Below are 17432 nucleotides of genomic sequence, written 5' to 3' on the forward strand. Positions count from 1 at the left end.
GGCGGGTGCGTGCGTCAGCCGGCGTAGACGTCCTCGACGTAGCGGCCCTCGGCCATCAGGCGCTGCAGCCAGGCCCGGCCGTCCGCCTCGCCCGCACCCGGTGTGCGGTCGCGGTAGAGGGTCTCCAGGGCCGCGCGGACACCGGGCGCCATCCGGGCGCCGTCGCCGCAGACGTAGACTCCGGCGCCGGCCTCCAGCAGGGACCACACCTCGTCGGCCTCCGCCGCGACGCGGTCCTGGACGAAGCGCCGCCCCCCGACGGGGGCCTCGCTGAAGGCCGGGCGCAGGGACACCGCACCGGCCCGCTCGGCCGCCCGCAGTTCCTCGGCGTGCAGGTAGTCCGCGTCCGGCGCGTCGCAGCCGAAGTAGAGCAGTGCGGTGGCCAGTCGGGCGCCGCCGGCGAGCAGCGCGCGCCGGTCGGCGACGGCACCGCGGAAGGGGGCCAGACCGGTACCGGCGGCGACCATGATGACCGGGGTGGTGGCGCTGTGGTCGATCCGGAACGCCTCGCGGCAGGGCTGGAGCCGGGCGAGCACGGTGTCCCCGGGGCGCAGACCGCTCAGGTAGCCGGAACCGGTGCCCCGGTAGGTGCCTTGGCCCGACCGGGCCGGCCCCTGGAGGAGGGAGACCATCAGGTCGACGTGGCCCGGGTCGGCGGCCGGCGAGGAGGAGACGGAGTAGTGCCGGGGGCGGCGGACCGGGAGCAGTTCGAGGAGGGCGGGCCAGGTCAGGGCCCCGCTCCGGAGCGCCGGGTGGTCCTCGACCAGGTCGAGGAGGGTGCGCGGGTCGGCCGGTGCGTCCGGGCCGCCCGCCGACCGCGCGTCGGCGAGAGCGCGCAGGGCCGCCTGCTCCGGCGGGCAGGGGTTGAGGGCGGCCAGCGCGGCGAGCTGGGCGGCGGTCGGCCGGTCCTGCAGCTCGACGTGGTGGGTGAGCAGTTCCCGGACGGTGAGCGGCCGGTCCACGGCGAGGCCGTCCCGGCGCGGCCGGGTCGGGGTGATGCCCAGCACCGCGTCGAGGTCGAGATGCAGCACCTTGGCCGCGCGTTCGACCAGCTCCTGGTCGTTGGCCGGGAGCACGACGAGGTGGTCGCCGGTGCGGTAGGCGGTGCCCTCCGGCAGGCGGAGGCGCACGTGGCGCTTGATCCTGAGGTAGTCCGGGCGGCTGAGGTGACCGGTCGCGGTGACGGTCATCGGGGTCAGGCCGTGGCGCGTGGCCAGCGCGTCGAGGGAGGTGCCGGTGAGCTCGGTGACGGTGTAGCCGGGGGTGCCGTGCGCGGTGCCGTGCGCGTTCCCGGCGGCGTCCCCGTGCGCGTTCCCGGCCGCGGGCGTGGCGCCGGCTTCCGGGTCGCCGTGGTGGTGCAGCAGCGCGGTGCGGAGCGCCGCCGTGAAGGCGTCCACGGCGCCGGTGAGCTCGCCGGAGGCGTCGGCCTCGCCGCGCGGCAGCAGCCGGGTGGCGCCGAGGGCGGCGAGGCGGTCGTCGACGAGGGTGGGGACGCGCTGGTAGGTGGCCGTCCAGTTGCGGTCGCCGACGCCGAGGACGGCGTAGCGGACGCCGTCCGCACTGCCGGGCCCGGCCTGCTCCAGCCACCGGACGAACGCGGCAGCGTCGTCGGTGGGCTGACCGTTGTAGGAGGCGGCGACGATGACCACCGGCCGGTCGGTCGGGAGCTTGCCGGCGCAGGCGTCGAGCGGGGCGACGACGGTGTCGCAGCCTAGTTCGGCGGCGGCGTCCCCGAGTCGGGCGGCGAACTCGCGGCAGGTGCCGTAGTTGGAGCCGTGCAGGAGCAGCACCCCGGTGCCCGGGTGGACCCGGGTCGGCCCCGTGTGCCCGGCAGGCCCCTGCCGTCCGCCGACGCTGCCCTGCGGGTCCTGCGAGTCCTGCGTGCCCTGGGTGCCGTGGGTGCCCTGGGTGCCGTTGCCGTCCACGCCGTGCGCCGGGGCTCCGGCGCGCAGCGCGGCACGGTTCGCCGCCCGGTCGGACGGGGTCCGCGGGACGATGGTGAGCGTGAACGCGTCCGGCTTGATGGTCAGGCTCTGTTTGACGGTCAGCCGGTAGTCGGCGTGATCGACCAGGCGGTAGCGGTGGGCCAGCATCGCGAGCAGCATCGTCGCCTCGTGGAGCGCGAACTGCCGCCCGATGCAGGCTCGTTCGCCGGTGCCGAACGGCTTGAACGCGTGCGGGGAGCGGGCCGCCTCGGCGGCCGGGGCGAAGCGGAACGGGTCGAAGGCCTCCGGGTTGTCGCCCCAGGCCGTGCGGTCCCGGTGCAGGATCGGGACGACCACCCGCACGTCCTGACCGGCTCGCAGCCTGATCCGGCCGCCGAGCAGGGTGTCCTCCCGGGCCTCGCGCGAGAACGTCGGGGCGGTCGGCCAGAGGCGCAGGGCCTCGTTGAGCACCTGGCGGGTCAGCCGCAGACGGCCGATGTCCTCGAAGGTGGGCTCCGGGTCCGCCCGGTCGCCCCACAGGTCGTCCGCCTCCTGCTGGACCAGGCGGAGCACCGCGGGGTGCTTGGCCAGGTAGTACAGGGCGAAGGAGAGCGCGCCGGAGGTGGTCTCGTGGCCGGCGATCAGGAAGGTGATGACCTGGTTGCGGATGTTCTCCGCGTCCAGCGTGGTGCCGTCGGCCGGGTGGACGGCCTCCAGCATCAGCGCCAGCAGGTCGGTGTGCTCCGGCTGGGCTCTGCCGGCGGTCCGCGCCGTGACGACCTCGTCGACGACGGCGGCCAGGTAGTCGGCGTCCGCCCGCATCGCCGCGTCGACCGCCCGGTGGTCACCCCCGGGCGCCCGGCCGAGGCGGATCATCGCCCACTCCAGGCAGCGCACCATGGCCTCCACGAAGGGGTGCGGCGCGGCGCGTTCGAAGGAGGTGAAGTCGAAGCCGAAGCCGGCCAGCCCGATGGTGTCCAGGGTCATCCGGGTCATGTCGTCCGCCACGGCGACCGGTGTGCCGTCGACGGCGTGGCGGTCCCAGGAGTCGAGGAGTCTCCGGGCGACCTTGAGCATCACCGGGTGGTAGGTCCGCATCGAGCCCAGGGCGAAGGCCGGCATCAGGACGTCATGGGCCTTGGCCCAGTTGGCCTCGTCGTTGAAGGCGGTGAACAGTCCGTCGCCGGTGAACTCGCGCACGTTGACCAGGGCCGGGCCGACCGCCTTGGTGAACCGCTGCTCGTCGGCGAGCTCGGTGACCAGGTCGAGCCCGCTGACGAACAGCGTGTCGCGGCCGTGGATGCGCTGGACGAAGGCCGGCCCGTTCCGCCGGGCCAACTCCATCTGCTGCAACAGGGGTACGGCGCCCAGGCCGATCTCGGACACGTCGATCACGGGGACGCCATCGACTTCCCCGCTCGGCACCGGCAGGTCGGACGGGGTCTCGGCCATGGGTGTACTGCCCTTCACAGAGGTCTGCATGGTTACCGCCGGTACGGGCGGCTGTCCTGAACCTTCCGCGCACGACCGGTCGAGAATCCGAAGGGTGCTACAACTTCTTGTAGGGGAATCGGGGTTTCGAGGATTGCCAAGGCCGGACCGTTCCGGTAGGCGGGGCCGCGCCGAGACCCCACGTGACAGCCGATCAGGCGGGCCACGGCGCACCCGGGGCGCCAGCCGGCAGACGAACAGGCGGGAGCAACAGCCGATGCACGTGGCGGGACGGCCGTCCGACGAGGAGCGCTGCGCCTTCCCGCAGCCGGTAGCCCGACCGGCCACCGCACCGGACTGCCCGTCAGCCACACCACCGGGCAGGGCTCTTGTCGCCGCGCCGGCGGACGCATCGCCGATCCCGCCGTCGCCCGCACAGCTCGACGGGAAGGCCGTCTTCTGGCGCAACCGGGCCGCGCTGCTGTTCGACCGGATCCCGCTGCCGCTCCTCTTCTGCGACGCGCACGGCACCGTCCTCGCCGCCAACCACGCCCTCGCCACGGAGTGGGACACGCTTCCCGGCCGCCTCAGCGGGCGCAACGCGCTGGAGCTGTTCCGTCCGAGCACCCCGGGCCGCCTCCACCCGCTCGCCGAGGCCGTCCGGCTGCGCCGCCGCTCGCGCTACCCGGTCGAGGTCTCCTGGACGACGGCCAACGGCGCCGACCGGTTCGGCGAGATGACCGTCAACGTCGTCAGCGACGAGCCGGACGCCTCGCTGAACCTCCTCCTGATCGTCCGCCCCCACGACCGGCCCGCGACCGCGACCGCTCCTGCCCCGGCCGCCGCCGCCCGGGCCAGCGCACTGGAGGCCCGCATCCTCGCCCTGGCCGCCGCCGGCAACACGAGCGCCCGGATCGCCGGTGAGGTCGGCCTGACCGCGGACGGCGTCAACTACCACCTCACCCGCCTCTCCCGCCGGTGGGGCGCCACCAACCGCACCGCCCTGATCGCCCGCGCCTACGTCAACGGCACCCTCGCCCCCGACACCTGGCCCCCGGCCCCGGCCGGCGGCCCCCGGCCGACGGGCGACCGGTGAGGTGGGGCTCGGTAGTCGAGACGGCGGTGCCGCCGCCGCGGGCGGTTAAGCCTTTGACCAGGAGTTCTTCGTCCGCAATCATGCCCCGGTGACTGTTGAGACCACCCTGGCGAGGGTTGCAGCGGACCTTCGCGACGGCCGGATACCCGTCGCCCGGCAACGCCTGCGCGGCCTGGTGACCTCGTACCCGGCCGACCTGACGGTCAGGCGCCGGCTCGCCGAGGTCTACCGGTTGTACGGCGAGCGGGTCGAGGCAGGCCGGTGGGCCTACCTCGACGAGGACCGGGATCCGGCCGAGACGGCGGCCTTCGAAGCCCGTTACGCCGATCCGCTCGACCGGATGGCAGCCATCGCCTGGCGCGGCCCGGAGGCGTCGGCATCCACGGAGACCGCCCGCGCCCGACTGGCCGGGCTCCGCGAGACGGCGTCCGCTCACGCAGGCCGCCCGATCCGCTGGGGCGAGGAGCGCTACCGCGCCGAACACACCGACCAGGACGACCCGGTCTGGATTCTGCTCTGCGCCGTTCTCGCCCTCGGCGTCCTGGTCCTCGTGGGCTTCGCCGTACTCGGTCTCGTCACCTTCGTGGGCTGGTGGCTCTGACTTCGTGAGCGCGAACGGGGCGCCACACGGAGCCGTCAGCCGCGTTGTCCCGAGCCGGACGGCGTGTCAGGCGCCCTTCTTGGCGAACCGTTTGGCGAGGGCCGGGTCCGACTCCCACCAGAGGCCGTTGCCGCCGTGCTCCGCCGCACCACCGGGGGTGGCCGTGGCGGGGGGCGTCGGCACGGGCCGCGGCGCCGGAGCCTCGGCGCGCACGCGGAACAGCACACCGGGCAGCGCGTACAGCACCGCGCCGACCAGCAGGATCGCCGCCACGACGAAGAGCGGCGGGACGGCGATGCCCGCCAGGAGCGGGAGGACCAGAGCCACCCCGAGTCCGGTCCCGCGCGAGGTGACCACGGCCTGCCCACCATCGGCGACGTCCACGGTCACCGAGTTGGAGCGGGTGCGGTCCTTCGCGGTGACCTGCACGGTGTGGGTGCCGGCCGGCACCGGGAAGTGCGCGACCTCCCCCTGTCTGACCGCGCCGACTCTTGCGCCGTCCACGACCACGCCCAAGGTCCCCGCCCGGCCGAGGCCCGGCAATTCCGCCCGCACCACGATACTTGCTGCCATCATCGTCCCCCCGTCGTCCTGATGATCACGCCCGAAGCCGCGCCAGGATAGGGGGTTGCGGCCCGTCGCGCCATCACTGTTCGGACACGTCCGCCACCGGGCGGGGAGCGATCGGCGGCGGTCTGCCGTCAGCCGCCGTCCGGGGCCTCCTCCGCGAGGAGTTCGAGGACCGGGACAGCCGCGAGCAGGGTGGCCGTCTGCTCGGCGGAGAGCCGGGCCACCCGGTCGGCGAGCAGACGGGAACGCTGCGCTCGGATCTGCGCGATGGTCGCGCGGCCGTGCTCGGTGAGCGTGATCCACGCGGAGCGACGGTCCCGGGGGTCGGGCTCCTTGGCGATCAGCCCGTCCGCGTGGAGCGGACCGAGGGTGCGGTTCATGGACGGCGGGGCGACGCCCTCACGTGCCGCGAGGTCGACCAGGCGGACCGGGGCGTACTCCTCGATCCGGGCCAGCGCCGAGAGCTGGGCGAAGGTCAGGTCCAGCCGGGTGGACGCCTGCACCAGTTGCCGGTGCAGGCGGGCCACGGCCAGCCGGAGCCGGGCGAGATCCTCCGCGGGCAGGGGGTGCTCCGCCCCGGTCGGGGTGGGTTCCGTCGCCATCGGGCGGTGGTCCTCCTCAGCTGCCCGGGTGGGCCCGGGACGCCCGCGCCGCGGCACCGGGCGCGGCCTTCACCGTACCGTCGTCCGGCCCCGGCGCGGCGGCCGCCGGACGGGTCCGCACCAGGGAGGCGGCCGCGCCCAGCAGCGAGAGCACGATGGCGAACCAGAACACCACCACCAGACCGTCGTGGAACGGGCCGGAGATCAGCTGGGGGAAGAACTCCCGGCCCGTGAGCGTCTGTTCGCCGGCGGCGGGCAGTCGGCCGAGCACGTGCGGGCCTAGCAGCTCGCGGACCGGGTTGTAGCCCAGGAAGGCGGCGAACAGCGTGCCGACCGGCGGCAGTCCGGCGATGGTCTGCGCGGTGTCGGCGGGGACGCCCTGCGCGGTCAGCCCGCTCTCCAGCCCGTGCGGCAGTGAGCCGGCCAGGCCGGCCACCATCAGCGAGAAGAAGATGCCGATCGAGAGCACCATGCCGGCGTTCTGGAAGGTGGCGCGCATGCCCGACGCCGCACCGCGGGCGTCGGCCGGGACCGCCGACATGATCAGCGAGGTGTTGGGCGCGGCGAACAGCCCGCCGCCCAGCCCGTTCAGCAGGATCAGCAGGGCGAACCACGGGTACCCGAAGTCGGTGGGCAGCAGGAGCAGGCCCCCGAACGAGACCGCCATCAGCGCCAGTCCGCCCGCGGCGAAGAGCCGGGCGCCGTGCTTGTCGGAGAGGTGACCGGCGACCGGCCCGGCGATCAGGAAGCCGACGGTCAGCGGGATCATGTAGATCCCGGCCCAGAGCGGGGTGTCCTCGTACTGGTAACCGTGCAGCGGCAGCCAGATGCCCTGGAGCCAGATGATCAGCATGAACTGCAGGCCGCCGCGGGCCACCGAGCCGAACAGGGTGGCCGCGTTGCCGCCGGTGAAGGAGGCGTCCCGGAACAGCCGCAGCGGGAACATCGGCTCAGGGGTGCGCCGCTCGACGAGGCAGAACAGGGCGAGAACGGCGCTGCCGCCGAGCAGACCGGCCAGCACCCACGGGTTGGTCCAGCCCATGGTGTGGCCGCCGTACGGCTGGATGCCGTAGGTGATGCCGGCGAGCAGGGCGGTCAGGCCGACGGCGAAGGTCAGGTTGCCCCACCAGTCGATCCGGGCCGGCCGGCGCACGCCGGTGTCGCGCAGGGACCGGTACGCCCAGACCGTGCCGACCAGGCCGATCGGCAGGTTGACCCAGAAGATCGAGTGCCAGTTCCACTCGGCGAGCACGCCGCCGAGCACCAGCCCGATGAACGAGCCGGCGATGGCGGCGACGATGTTCACCCCGAGCGCCATCCCGCGCTGCCGGGCCGGGAAGGCGTCGGTGATGATCGCCGCGGAGGTGGCCATCAGCATCGACCCGCCCACCGCCTGGGCCACCCGCCAGACGATGAGCCAGAGCGCACCGCCCCCGCCCGACATCGGGTCCAGGGAGAGCGCGACCGAGGTCAGGGTGAAGACCAGGAATCCGAGGTTGTAGATCTTGACCCTGCCGTGGATGTCCCCCAGCCGCCCGAGGGTGACCACCAGGACGGCGGTGACCAGCATGTACCCCATCAGCATCCAGAGCAGGTAGCTGACATTGCCGGGCTCCAGCGGGTCGAGCCCGATGCCGTTGAAGATCGCGGGCAGCGAGATCAGCACGATCGAGCTGTTGATCGTGGCCACCAGCATGCCGAGGGTGGTGTTCGACAAGGCCACCCACTTGTAGTGCGGATGGTCCTGCGCCGCGATCTGCATGGCGACTCCCACGACCCGGGGGAAGTAGTTAGTTGTCCTTAACTAACTGTCGCCCTCCACGGGCTGCGGCACAAGACCCCGGCCGCCTCTACGATGCGGCCATGACGATCTCCGCGCCCGCGCAGCCGATGGTCCGTGTCCTGTACGACGAGTCCCGCTCCGATCTGCGGGACCCCGCGCGGCCACGCCCGGTCCGGTTCTACCAGTGGGAGCCGAGCCGCCCGTCCGCCGAGCGCGCGCCGCTGGTCGTGGTCTCCCACGGCACGGGCGGCTCGGGCAGCGCCATGGACTGGCTGGTCCGGCCGCTGCACGAGGCGGGCTTCCGGGTCCTCGCCCTGGACCACCACGGCAACAACTTCGTCGACGGCTACGAGCCCGAGGGCTTTCTCCACCCCTGGGAGCGGCCGCGGGACGTCTCCTTCGCCCTCGACGCGCTCGCCCGGGAGCGGCCGCTCGGCCCGGTGGGCGCGGCGGGCTTCTCCTTCGGCGGCTACACGGCAGCGGCGCTCGCCGGGGTCCGCCTCGACCCCGGGATCCTGCGGGCGGTGCTGACCGGGGCGGTACCCCTGCCGGAGATCCCCGAGTTCCCCGGCGTCCTCGAGGCGCTGCGGGCCAAGTACCCGACGGACGACGCGGCGCGGCGTTCGCTCGACGCAGCCGGGGCCGAGCTCACCGACCCCCGCGTCCGCGCCGTCTTCCTGGTGGCTCCCGGGCTCGGGGGCCTCGTCACGCCGGAGAGCCTGGCCGCCGTCCGCGTCCCGGTCGGCATCCGCTGGGCAGGGGCCGACACCATCAACCCGTTCGAGGTCGACACCCGGCCCTACCTGGAGCAGATCCCCACCGCGACCGGCCACTGCGTCGGCCCCGACGTCCGTCATGACGACTACTTCGCCCCGGAGCCCGCGGACCCCGCCGCCCCGCTCCGCACCGGCGAGGAAGCGGTCGCCTTCTTCCGGGAGCATCTGCGCTGACTCCCCCTCCGGTTTCGACCCCGGTACCGGCTCGGCCCCCGGTACCGAATCGGACCCGGATACCGGCTCGGACCCCGGTGCCGGCTTGAAGGAGCAGGGCGGCTGTGCGTGACTGGGAGGAGGGCGGAACGAGGAGGGGGAGGAACAGCGACCCGGTCGACGGCGAGGTGCCGCGGATGGGATTCATCGGCACGGTGGGGCTGGTGCTCCACCCGGAGCGGACCTGCGGGCCCGTGGTGGACACGGTCGTCCGGTGGAGCCGGGGCCGGGACGCCAAGGTGCTCGGGCTGGCCGACGAGGTGGCCCGGATCGGGTGCGACGCGGTGGCGGTCGGGCCCGAGGAGATGGCCGCCAGCGCCGATCTGCTGATCAGCCTCGGCGGGGACGGGACGATGCTGCGCGCGATGCGGCTGATGGTGGGCGGCGGCGCGCCCGTCCTGGGGGTGAACGTCGGACGGCTGGGGTTCCTCGCGGAGGTCGACATCCCGGAGCTCGCGGACGCGCTCGACGCCATCGACGACCAGCGCTTCACCGTGGAGCCGAGGTCCGGGGTCCGGGCCGCCTTCGGGAGTGCCGAGGAGACCGCGCTGAACGACGTCGTGCTGATCCGCAGCCCCGGGCACCGGTCGGCGGCCGTCGCGGTGCGGGTCCAGCACCAGCCCTTCGTGTCGTACACCGCCGACGCCGTCGTGGTCGCCACACCGACCGGCTCCACCGCCTACAGCTTCTCGGCCGGTGGGCCGATCGTCTCCCCCGCCACCGAGGGGCTGCTGGTCACACCGGTGGCGCCGCACTCCGCGTTCAACCGCTCGGTCTTCCTCTCCGGCGGGGAGCGGCTCGCCCTGGAGGTGCTTCCGCACAGCGGGGAGCTCGCCGTCGAGGCGGACGGCCGATTGGTCGGGCGAGTCCGTCCGAGCGATGTGGTCGAGGTGACGATGCTCCCGACGGCGGCCCGCGTGGTGCGGCTCGGTCACACCACCTTCTACCAGCGGGCGCAGCGCAAGCTGCGGCTCAGCGGGTCGGCCGAACACGACTGACCCGCGGGGCCCGGGCCGGGTCACGGCTCGGCGAGCAGCGACACGGCCCCGGGGGCAGCGGAGAGATCAGCGGGAGGTCGGCGAGGCACCGAGGGCCAGCTCCGCGCGGACGAGTTCAAGGAGGAGGTCCGCGCGGGCGCGGCCGCCGTCGAGCTGCTCGCGGTGGGCGAGCCAGCCCAGGGTCGGTCCACCCGCGGCGAGGGGGCGGTCACCGGTGGCGAGCAGGGCCTCGGCCAGCGTGGGGTGCTCGGCGTACTTGGCGCGGATCAGGTCCGTCAGCAGCGCCGAGCGGACCTGGTCCCACCGGTCCGTGCGCGGGGCGTCGAGGGCCAGCGCCTCGGCCTCGGGCGCCGTCGCGGCGGCCTCGACGGCGGCGCGGATCCCGGCGTCGGGGGTGGAGAGCGCCCAGTAGGCGTGGGTGACCGAGGCGTACCGGCGCCCGCCGTAGCCGACCGGGACGAGATGGCCGTTGCGCAGTGCCGGATCACCCGCCGTGGCGGCCTGCTCGTGGTCGATCCGGGCCCGGAGCACGGCGCGCTGCGGGATCCGGATGCGCAGCCGCTCGACGTCGAACTCGCTGCTCCGCCGCCCGGCGAAGGCGCGCAGCTCCTGGTCGAAGCCGGCGAGGGCGTCGTCGACCTGCTCCGGTACCCGGCGCACGGCCTCGACGAGGGTCGCGGCCCGGTCCGGCGTGGGGTCGCCCAGGTAGGCCTCCAGGAGCAGCAGGCATCGCGCGCCCGCGTCGAGCCGGCCGGCCAGCCGGTCCAGGTCGTAGCGGACCACCTGGGCGAGGGCGCTCGGCGGCGCCCAGTGCTCCCGGCGGCCGAAGCGCCAGCGGCGCAGCCGGAGCGTCACGCTCAGGTCCTCCGGGTCCGCGTCGTGGCCGACGGCGGCGTCCCCGAGCGCGCGCCCGTCCTCGTCCCGGTCGCACTCCAGCTCGGCCAGGACGTCGCCGGCCGGGGCGAGATCGCTCAGGAGGTCGACGTAGCCGTCGGCACGGACGACGAGCTCGCCCTCGTAGAAGTCACCGGCCAGGTCGACCTCGATCGGGTGCCGCCGGCCGCCGACGGCGGAGGTCGGCGGCACCGCGGGGGCGAACGCGGGCGGCTGGAGGATGTCGTCGGTCATCGGTGCGGGGCCTTCGTCCGGAGGCGGCGGGTTTCGGGGTGCGCCATGGCGTCCTACGCCTCGCCTTGTGCGGTGGCGTCGACAGCTGCGGGGGCGTCGACGGCTGCGCGGGTGTCGCCTTCGGCCTGGGCACCGGACGGCTCCGGATCGACGACGGCGAGCCAGAGCTGTATCTCCACGTCCCCGTCACCGATGACGAGGTAGGACTGCAGCACGAGCCGCCGCCCGCCCACGCCCCAGACCGTGGACGTCTCACCGTCGCCACTGCGCAGGTAGATCTCGACGCCCGGCAGCGGAGCACCGAACCGGGCGCTCAGCCGTTCCACGGCGTCCGCCTCGATCTCCTGGAACCGTTCGACCGTCCACTCCTGGAGGTACGGAAGGTCGTGCTGGTGCTCGGCGAGGAGGTAGGCCTCCGCGACCACGCGAACGGCGCCGAGCGAGGTGCCGTCGACGTCCTCGTCCTCCTCCCCGGGGAGCTCGAACAGGTCCTCGCAGTCGCCGGAGGTCGGACTGCAGCGCTCGAACCGGCGGGGTGCGGCCGCCACCAGCTCCTCGGCGAGGTCGACGACGTCGCGCTCCGGGGCACCGGGGTGGACCAGGTAACCCGCCGCGTCCCGGGCGTGGGCGATCTCGGCGCCTTCGAAGGTCCCGGCGGCCGCCGACGTCTCCCAGAGCGTCGCACCGGCCCGGTCGACGATGCGGAGCACGCCGCCGTCGTCGGACGGCTGCACCCGGCAGACGTCCCGGCCGTCGCGGGCCACGTAGGCGATCCCGCCGTCCCCGGTGACGAAGGGTGCCAACCCGCCGCTGAAGCCGAGGATCCAGCCGTCGACGTCGGTGAGCGGCTCGGGGTGGTCGACGGGGAGGAAGCGCCCGTCGGCGTGCAGGACGCCCCACGCCCGGCCGGGCGGTCGCGCCTCGGCGGACGCGCCGGCCTCCGGGCCGCCGTCCTCCCCCGGGTCGAAGAAGTGGGCCACCGCCGCGCCGCCCTCGTCGAAGTCCTCGGCCCACTGGTACCGCTGCTCGATGACCTCTGCCCCGGTGGCGTCCAGGTAGCCGTGCAGGTAGTCGTCGTCGAACCGGACCAGGCCGGCGCCGAAGGTGTCCGAGATCCGGTTCTCCGCCTTGATCACCAGCTCACCGCGGGCGTTCAGGTAGCCCTTGTGGCGGTCTCCGGGCGTGCCGCCGAGCACGTACGCCAGGCCGTTCCCGGCGAACGCGTCCAGTCGGGCGTAGGAGGGCTCCACGACCCACTCGCCCGACTCGTCGATCAGGCCCCAGTCCTCCCCCATCCGCACGGGCGCGACGCCGTCGGGCCCGAAGGGCGACGCGCCGTCGAACCGCGCCTCGATGACCTGGCGGCCCGTGCGGTCCAGGTAGCCGCAGAGCCCGCTGTCGGCCATCCGCACGCCGACCAGGCCGTTGGGCCCGAACGCGCCCAGAGCGCTGAACGGCCCGCTGATCACGACGCGACCGGTGCCGTCGATGTAGCACCACCCGTCCTCGGTGGCGGCGACGGCCATGCCGTGCCGGAAGGCGTACGCCTCCACCAGGGTCGGTGGTATCACGGGGGTGCCGTCCGGGCCGGCGTAGCCCCAGCGCCCGTCGGCGGCCTGGAACCGGGAGAGGCCGAGCTCCTCGAACGCGCCGGCGTGCCGCAGCTCCGGTTCGGCCAGCCACGTGCCGCGGTGGTCGAGGTAGCCCCAGCGCCCGTCCCGGTCGGCCGCGGGCGCGACGAACCCGCCGCGCCCGTCGGCGTGGAACGGCCCGACCGCGCTCAGGTCCGGCTCCCGGACCAACCGGCCGTCCGCGTCGACCAGCGCGTGGCGCGTCCCGGAGCCCGCCGGGTCCGGGCAGGGCACCGCGTACGGCGGCACGGCGGGCGGGGTGGACGGCATGGGCACGGCTCCTCACACTGGGCCGACACGGCGTCACCGATGGTCCGGCCTGAAGGATGATCAGTGGTGACTCATGCTAGGCCGCCGGTACGACAACACACCCCCCGCGGCCCCCGCCGACCTGCGACGGCCGGTTCGCGGCATCCTCCCCCTGACCGGATACGCGGTCAGTGATCCACGAGGCGATGCGGCATGGGCTTTTGATGCGGTCATCCCGTACGGAACGATCCTGCATGCATCGGACGACCCGGCCCGGGGCCGGACGGGCGGTCCCGGCTGCCGGCGGGGCGGCCCGTCAGGCGCCGACGGTGGCGAGAGCGGCCCAGAGGGCGAGGGTGGCGGCGAGCAGCGCGGCGGGGACGGTGAGGATGCCGAGGAGGGTGAACTGCCGCAGCGGGACGTCGTGTTCGTGGTGGTGGGCGATGCGTCGCCACAGGAGGGTGGCCAGCGAGCCGGCGTAGGTGAGGTTCGGGCCGATGTTGACGCCGAGCAGCACCGCGAGGACGGCCCCCGCGCCGGAGGGCGCGACCAGCGGGACGAGGGCGAGCACCGCGGGCAGGTTGTTGATCAGGTTGGCGAGCAGCGCGGCGACCGCGGCCGTGCCGAGCAGCGCGGGCAGCGAGGTGCCCGCGGGGAGGACGCCGCCGAGGGCGTCGCCGAGGCCGTTGTCGACGACCGCGCGGACGACGACGCCGAGGGCGAGGACGAAGGCGAGGAACGGCAGCGCCGCCGAGCGCACGATCGCGACCGGGGTGGTGCGGCGGTGGGCCAGGGCACGGACGGCCATGACGGCGGCGGCGGTCGCGGCCACCCAGGCCGGGTCGACGCCCACCGCGGAGGCCACCGCGAAGCCGCCCAGCGTCAGGCCGACGGTCACCAGCGCGAACAGCGGCAGCTCCGGCGGTTCCTGCCCGTCCCCGGGTTGGACGGGTGCGTCGAGGTCCGTGGCGAAGAAGCGGCGGAAGACGGCGTACTCCACCGCGATGGCGGCCAGCCAGGGCAGCGTCATCAGGACGGCGAAGCGGGTGAAGGTCAGGCCGGTGGCGGTGAAGGCGAGCAGGTTGGTCAGGTTCGACACCGGCAGCAGCAGGGAGGCCGTGTTCGAGAGGTGGGCGGCCGCGTAGGCGTGTGGCGCCGGCCGGGCGCCCATCCGGGCGGCGGTGGCGAAGACCACCGGGGTGAGCAGGACGACGGTCGCGTCGAGGCTGAGCGCCGCGGTGATCAGCGAGGCCAGGGCGAAGACCGCACCGAGCAGCCGCCGCGGCCGGCGCCGTGCCCAGCGGGCCATCCAGGTGCCGCAGGCGTGGAAGAGCCCTTCGTCGTCGCAGAGCTTGGCCAGGACCAGCACCGCGGCCAGGAAGCCGATCACCGGGCCCAGCCGGGCGGCCTCCTCCCCCGCGGCCTCCGGGCCGATCGCCCCCGTGGCGACGACCAGGCCGGCGGCGGGTACCGCGAAGGCGGCCTCCGGCCAGCGGAACGGACGGACGACGGCGCAGACCAGCACCACGACCAGCGCGGCGACGGACAGGGACTCGAACAGCACAGCGCAGATCATCCCTGGTCCGCCCACGGGGCGCGCAACCGCCCCCGGGCCCGCGCATCGGTGGCCCGCGCCGGTCGGGCCGCGGACGGCGCAGCCCTACGCCCGTGGTCGTAGGGCCACGCCACCCGCGGCCGAGGACATCCGGCCGATGTTCGTGGCACCTTGATCCACTAGAACTGACGGCAGCACACGAGGGAACGAGGACCATGACCTACCGCATCGGACGCACGGCCGCCGGGGACTGGCGCGAGCTCCGCGCGATCCGGCTGGAGGCGTTGCGGGATTCACCGAAGGCGTTCGGCGAGTCCTTCGCCGAGGCCGCCGCCCGCGACGACGCCCACTGGCAGGCGAAGGCGGCCGCCGGGGCGACGTCCGGGGATTCGGCGCTGTTCGTCGCCCGCGACCGGTCCGGGGCCTGGGTGGGGGTGGCCGGGGTCGCGCCGATCCCGGCCGTCCCCGACCACGCCCACGTCCACGGCGTGTACGTCTCACCCGCGCACCGAGGCCCGCACGGGCCCGCCGTCGCGCTGATGGACGCGGCGATCGACTTCGCCCGGAAGCACACCGGGGCCGCTCGGCTGACCCTCGGCGTCCACGAGGACAACCCCCGGGCCCGGGCGTTCTACCGGCGGCTCGGGTTCACGGACACCGGCACGGTGGTCCCGTACGTGCTCGATCCGTCCGAGACCCTCCACATCCTGGGGTACCCGGGATTCCGCAGCGCCGGGGTGTAGGCGGGCGGAGGCGCCGGGGCGTGGGTGGGCGGGCGCCCGCCGCCCCGGCGAGCGGCCGGAAGGCGGACCGCACGGCGATCGGCCGCCGGTCGCACCCGTCGGCGAACGGCAGACACGACGGCCGGGCTCATCGGAGGGCCCGGAGCAAAGGAAGTGGTGACGCATGTCCACAGCGACGGCTCTGGCCGGTCGGCGGATCGTGGTGACCGGGGCCGGCCGGGACTTCGGGCGGACGCTGGCCGTCCGCCTGGCCGCGAGCGGCGCCGAGGTCTTCCTCTCGGCGCGGAGCCTCGCCGCGGCGGAGGCGGTCCGGGACGAGATCCGCGCGCGGGGGCACGAGGCCGTCCACGCCTTCGCCTGCAACCTCAGCGACCCGGCCTCGATCCGCGCGTTCGCCGCCGCCGTCACCGAGCGCACCGGTCACGTGGACGTGCTGATCAACAACGGTGCACGCTGGCTGACCGGGCCGGATCTCCTCGCCGGCTCGGACGACGACGTCGTCGACACCATCGCCTCGGGCGCGACCGGCACCATACTGACGGTGCGGAGCTTCCTGCCGCTGCTCCTGGCCTCCGACCGTCCGGACGTGGTGACCATGGTCTCGGCCTGCGGGACGGCCGGGCACGACCGGTCGAACGCCCACGACGCCTTCTACGCGGCCAAGAGCGCGCAGGCCGGATTCGGCGAGATCCTCTCCAGGCGCCTGCGCGGCCGGGGCGTCCGGGTGATCTCGCTGTACCCGCCGGACTTCGACAACCCCGATCCGCTCTCCGACCAGTGGGAGAAGACACCCCGGGAGGCGACCGACGCGCTGACGGCCCAGTCGATCGTCGAGTGCATCCTCTTCGCCGTCACCCAGCCGCGCGACTGCTTCATCAAAGCCTTCCACTTCGAGCAGGTCTGAGCACGGCCCGGACCCGCCCCGGCACCCCCGGTGCCGAACCGGGCGAGGAGACGAACCGGGCGGCACCGTTGATCGAACCGGCAGCGGGCGAAAGACTGGGGCCGGTGGGGCGCCCACGGGCGGGCGCCGCACGGCCGTTGCCGTCCGCCACCCCGGGAGGGTCCGCCGATGTCCGAACTCCTGCCCCCGCTGCCGACCGGCTACCGGGCCCGCCCGGCGAGCGCCGAGGACCTGGGCGCCGTCCACCGCCTGATGGAGGCGTGCGAGCGCGAGCTCTACGGCCGCACGCAGACCGACACCGGCGTCGTCGCCGCCGACTTCGCCAGGCCGGGCCTGGTCCCGGAGTCGGACACGCTGCTCGTCCACGCCCCGGACGGGCGGCTCGCCGCGCATGCCTGGGTGGATCGCCGGTCCAAGGTGGACGTCCATCCCGGGCACCGGGGCCGCGGTCTGGGCGCCGCGCTCCTGGACTGGGCCGAGGCCCGGGCGCGGCAGGCGGGCGGCGCGCAGATCGTCCAGGCCGTCCCGGACGGAGACGCGGCCGCCGTCGCCCTGGTGCGGTCACGCGGGTACGAGCCCATGGTGACGGAGTGGCAGCTGGAGTTCGGCCTGACCGAAGGGGCGCTGGCCACGGTGCCCGAGCCTCCCGAGGGCATCACCGTCCGGGCGTTCCGGAGCGGCGGCGCAGCCGGTGAGCGTGACGCGCGCGCCGCCCACCGGCTCGTCCAGGACGCCTTCGACGAATGGCAGCCGCGGCGCATGGACTACGCGGAGTGGGCCCGGCACACCGTCGAGCGGCCCGGCTTCGCCCCGGCGATGTCGCCCCTGGCCTTCGCGGGTGACCAACTGGTGGGCGCAGCGATCGCGTTGGACCTACCCGACAGCGACGAGGGGTACCTCGAACAGGTCGCCGTCCGCCGTGACCAGCGCAACCGGGGCATCGCCCGTCTGCTCCTGCGGCACGCGTTCCGCGCCTTCCGGCAGCAGGGCCGGCGCGGCTGCACCCTCTGGACGCATTCGGACACCGGTGCGCTGGACCTCTACCTGCGGGTGGGCATGACGGTCCGGCACAGCTCCACGGTCCACCGGAAGCGCCTGGGCCCGGCCCCGGCGGGCGGCTCCGGCTCCGGTCCCGCCCGGCCGCCCGTCTGACGTCGGGCACCGCCGCCGCCACTGCGCCCCACCATCGCTGCCCGGCCCCGGGGGCCGGGCGGCCGGTCACCCGCC

14 protein-coding genes are annotated in these 17432 nt (G+C 74.6%); 7 read left to right on the plus strand and 7 right to left on the minus strand.

Annotation, left to right across the window (positions count from 1 at the left end; all coding sequences use genetic code 11):
• Positions 1-14 precede the first annotated feature (14 nt).
• Positions 15-3377 (minus strand): bifunctional cytochrome P450/NADPH--P450 reductase, encoded by a 3363-nt coding sequence (locus MCM47_RS35785; protein WP_238951188.1) that lies wholly within the window; start codon positions 3375-3377, stop codon positions 15-17.
• A gap of 256 nt (positions 3378-3633) precedes the next feature.
• Here MCM47_RS35785 and MCM47_RS35790 point away from each other — a divergent pair, with 256 nt between their 5' ends.
• Both MCM47_RS35790 and MCM47_RS35795 read left to right on the plus strand, forming a co-directional pair.
• The gene (locus MCM47_RS35790) at positions 3634-4452 is read left to right on the plus strand and encodes a LuxR C-terminal-related transcriptional regulator (RefSeq protein ID WP_308222589.1); all 819 of its coding nucleotides are present in this window, start codon (positions 3634-3636) and stop codon (positions 4450-4452) included.
• An 88-nt stretch (positions 4453-4540) separates the two neighbouring features.
• Positions 4541-5053 carry a DUF6584 family protein gene (locus MCM47_RS35795; protein WP_238951189.1) on the plus strand — a complete coding sequence of 171 codons (513 nt, stop codon included), beginning with the start codon at positions 4541-4543 and terminating at the stop codon, positions 5051-5053.
• Between the two features lie 66 nt (positions 5054-5119).
• Here the strand turns inward: MCM47_RS35795 and MCM47_RS35800 are convergent, their stop codons facing one another.
• From MCM47_RS35800 to MCM47_RS35810, 3 genes are all read right to left on the minus strand, one after another.
• Positions 5120-5557, minus strand: a complete 438-nt coding sequence (locus MCM47_RS35800; protein WP_238951190.1) for a hypothetical protein — start codon at positions 5555-5557, stop codon at positions 5120-5122.
• A 197-nt stretch (positions 5558-5754) separates the two neighbouring features.
• Positions 5755-6225: a MarR family winged helix-turn-helix transcriptional regulator gene (locus MCM47_RS35805; RefSeq protein ID WP_238951191.1), complete on the minus strand. Its 471-nt coding sequence runs from the start codon at positions 6223-6225 to the stop codon at positions 5755-5757.
• 16 nt (positions 6226-6241) lie between these two features.
• Complete coding sequence (locus MCM47_RS35810) at positions 6242-7987, minus strand: MFS transporter (protein WP_238951192.1); 1746 nt, start codon at positions 7985-7987, stop codon at positions 6242-6244.
• Positions 7988-8088: 101 nt separating this feature from the next.
• Between MCM47_RS35810 and MCM47_RS35815 the strand changes: the two genes are divergently transcribed.
• The gene (locus MCM47_RS35815) at positions 8089-8958 is read left to right on the plus strand and encodes an alpha/beta fold hydrolase (protein ID WP_238951193.1); all 870 of its coding nucleotides are present in this window, start codon (positions 8089-8091) and stop codon (positions 8956-8958) included.
• A gap of 104 nt (positions 8959-9062) precedes the next feature.
• Positions 9063-9995: an NAD(+)/NADH kinase gene (locus MCM47_RS35820; protein ID WP_238951194.1), complete on the plus strand. Its 933-nt coding sequence runs from the start codon at positions 9063-9065 to the stop codon at positions 9993-9995.
• Positions 9996-10061: 66 nt separating this feature from the next.
• On the opposite strand, the gene MCM47_RS35825 is transcribed toward MCM47_RS35820, so the two are convergent.
• From MCM47_RS35825 to MCM47_RS35835, 3 genes are all read right to left on the minus strand, one after another.
• The gene (locus MCM47_RS35825; protein ID WP_238951195.1) at positions 10062-11123 is read right to left on the minus strand and encodes a hypothetical protein; all 1062 of its coding nucleotides are present in this window, start codon (positions 11121-11123) and stop codon (positions 10062-10064) included.
• Positions 11124-11176: 53 nt separating this feature from the next.
• Positions 11177-13024 (minus strand): WG repeat-containing protein, encoded by a 1848-nt coding sequence (locus tag MCM47_RS42765; protein WP_305068065.1) that lies wholly within the window; start codon positions 13022-13024, stop codon positions 11177-11179.
• A gap of 295 nt (positions 13025-13319) precedes the next feature.
• Positions 13320-14579, minus strand: coding sequence for an SLC13 family permease (locus MCM47_RS35835; protein ID WP_238951196.1), 1260 nt, complete (start codon positions 14577-14579; stop codon positions 13320-13322).
• A gap of 194 nt (positions 14580-14773) precedes the next feature.
• Here MCM47_RS35835 and MCM47_RS35840 point away from each other — a divergent pair, with 194 nt between their 5' ends.
• The 3 genes from MCM47_RS35840 to MCM47_RS35850 all read left to right on the plus strand — a co-directional run bounded on the left by MCM47_RS35840 (position 14774) and on the right by MCM47_RS35850 (position 17357).
• Positions 14774-15301, plus strand: coding sequence for an N-acetyltransferase (locus MCM47_RS35840; protein WP_238951197.1), 528 nt, complete (start codon positions 14774-14776; stop codon positions 15299-15301).
• Positions 15302-15464: 163 nt separating this feature from the next.
• The gene (locus MCM47_RS35845; protein WP_238951198.1) at positions 15465-16205 is read left to right on the plus strand and encodes an SDR family oxidoreductase; all 741 of its coding nucleotides are present in this window, start codon (positions 15465-15467) and stop codon (positions 16203-16205) included.
• Positions 16206-16373: 168 nt separating this feature from the next.
• The gene (locus MCM47_RS35850; RefSeq protein ID WP_238951199.1) at positions 16374-17357 is read left to right on the plus strand and encodes a GNAT family N-acetyltransferase; all 984 of its coding nucleotides are present in this window, start codon (positions 16374-16376) and stop codon (positions 17355-17357) included.
• Positions 17358-17432: the final 75 nt, after the last annotated feature.

Origin of the sequence: Kitasatospora sp. A2-31 (assembly GCF_022288725.1) — a bacterium.
In the GTDB taxonomy this organism is placed as follows: domain Bacteria; phylum Actinomycetota; class Actinomycetes; order Streptomycetales; family Streptomycetaceae; genus Kitasatospora.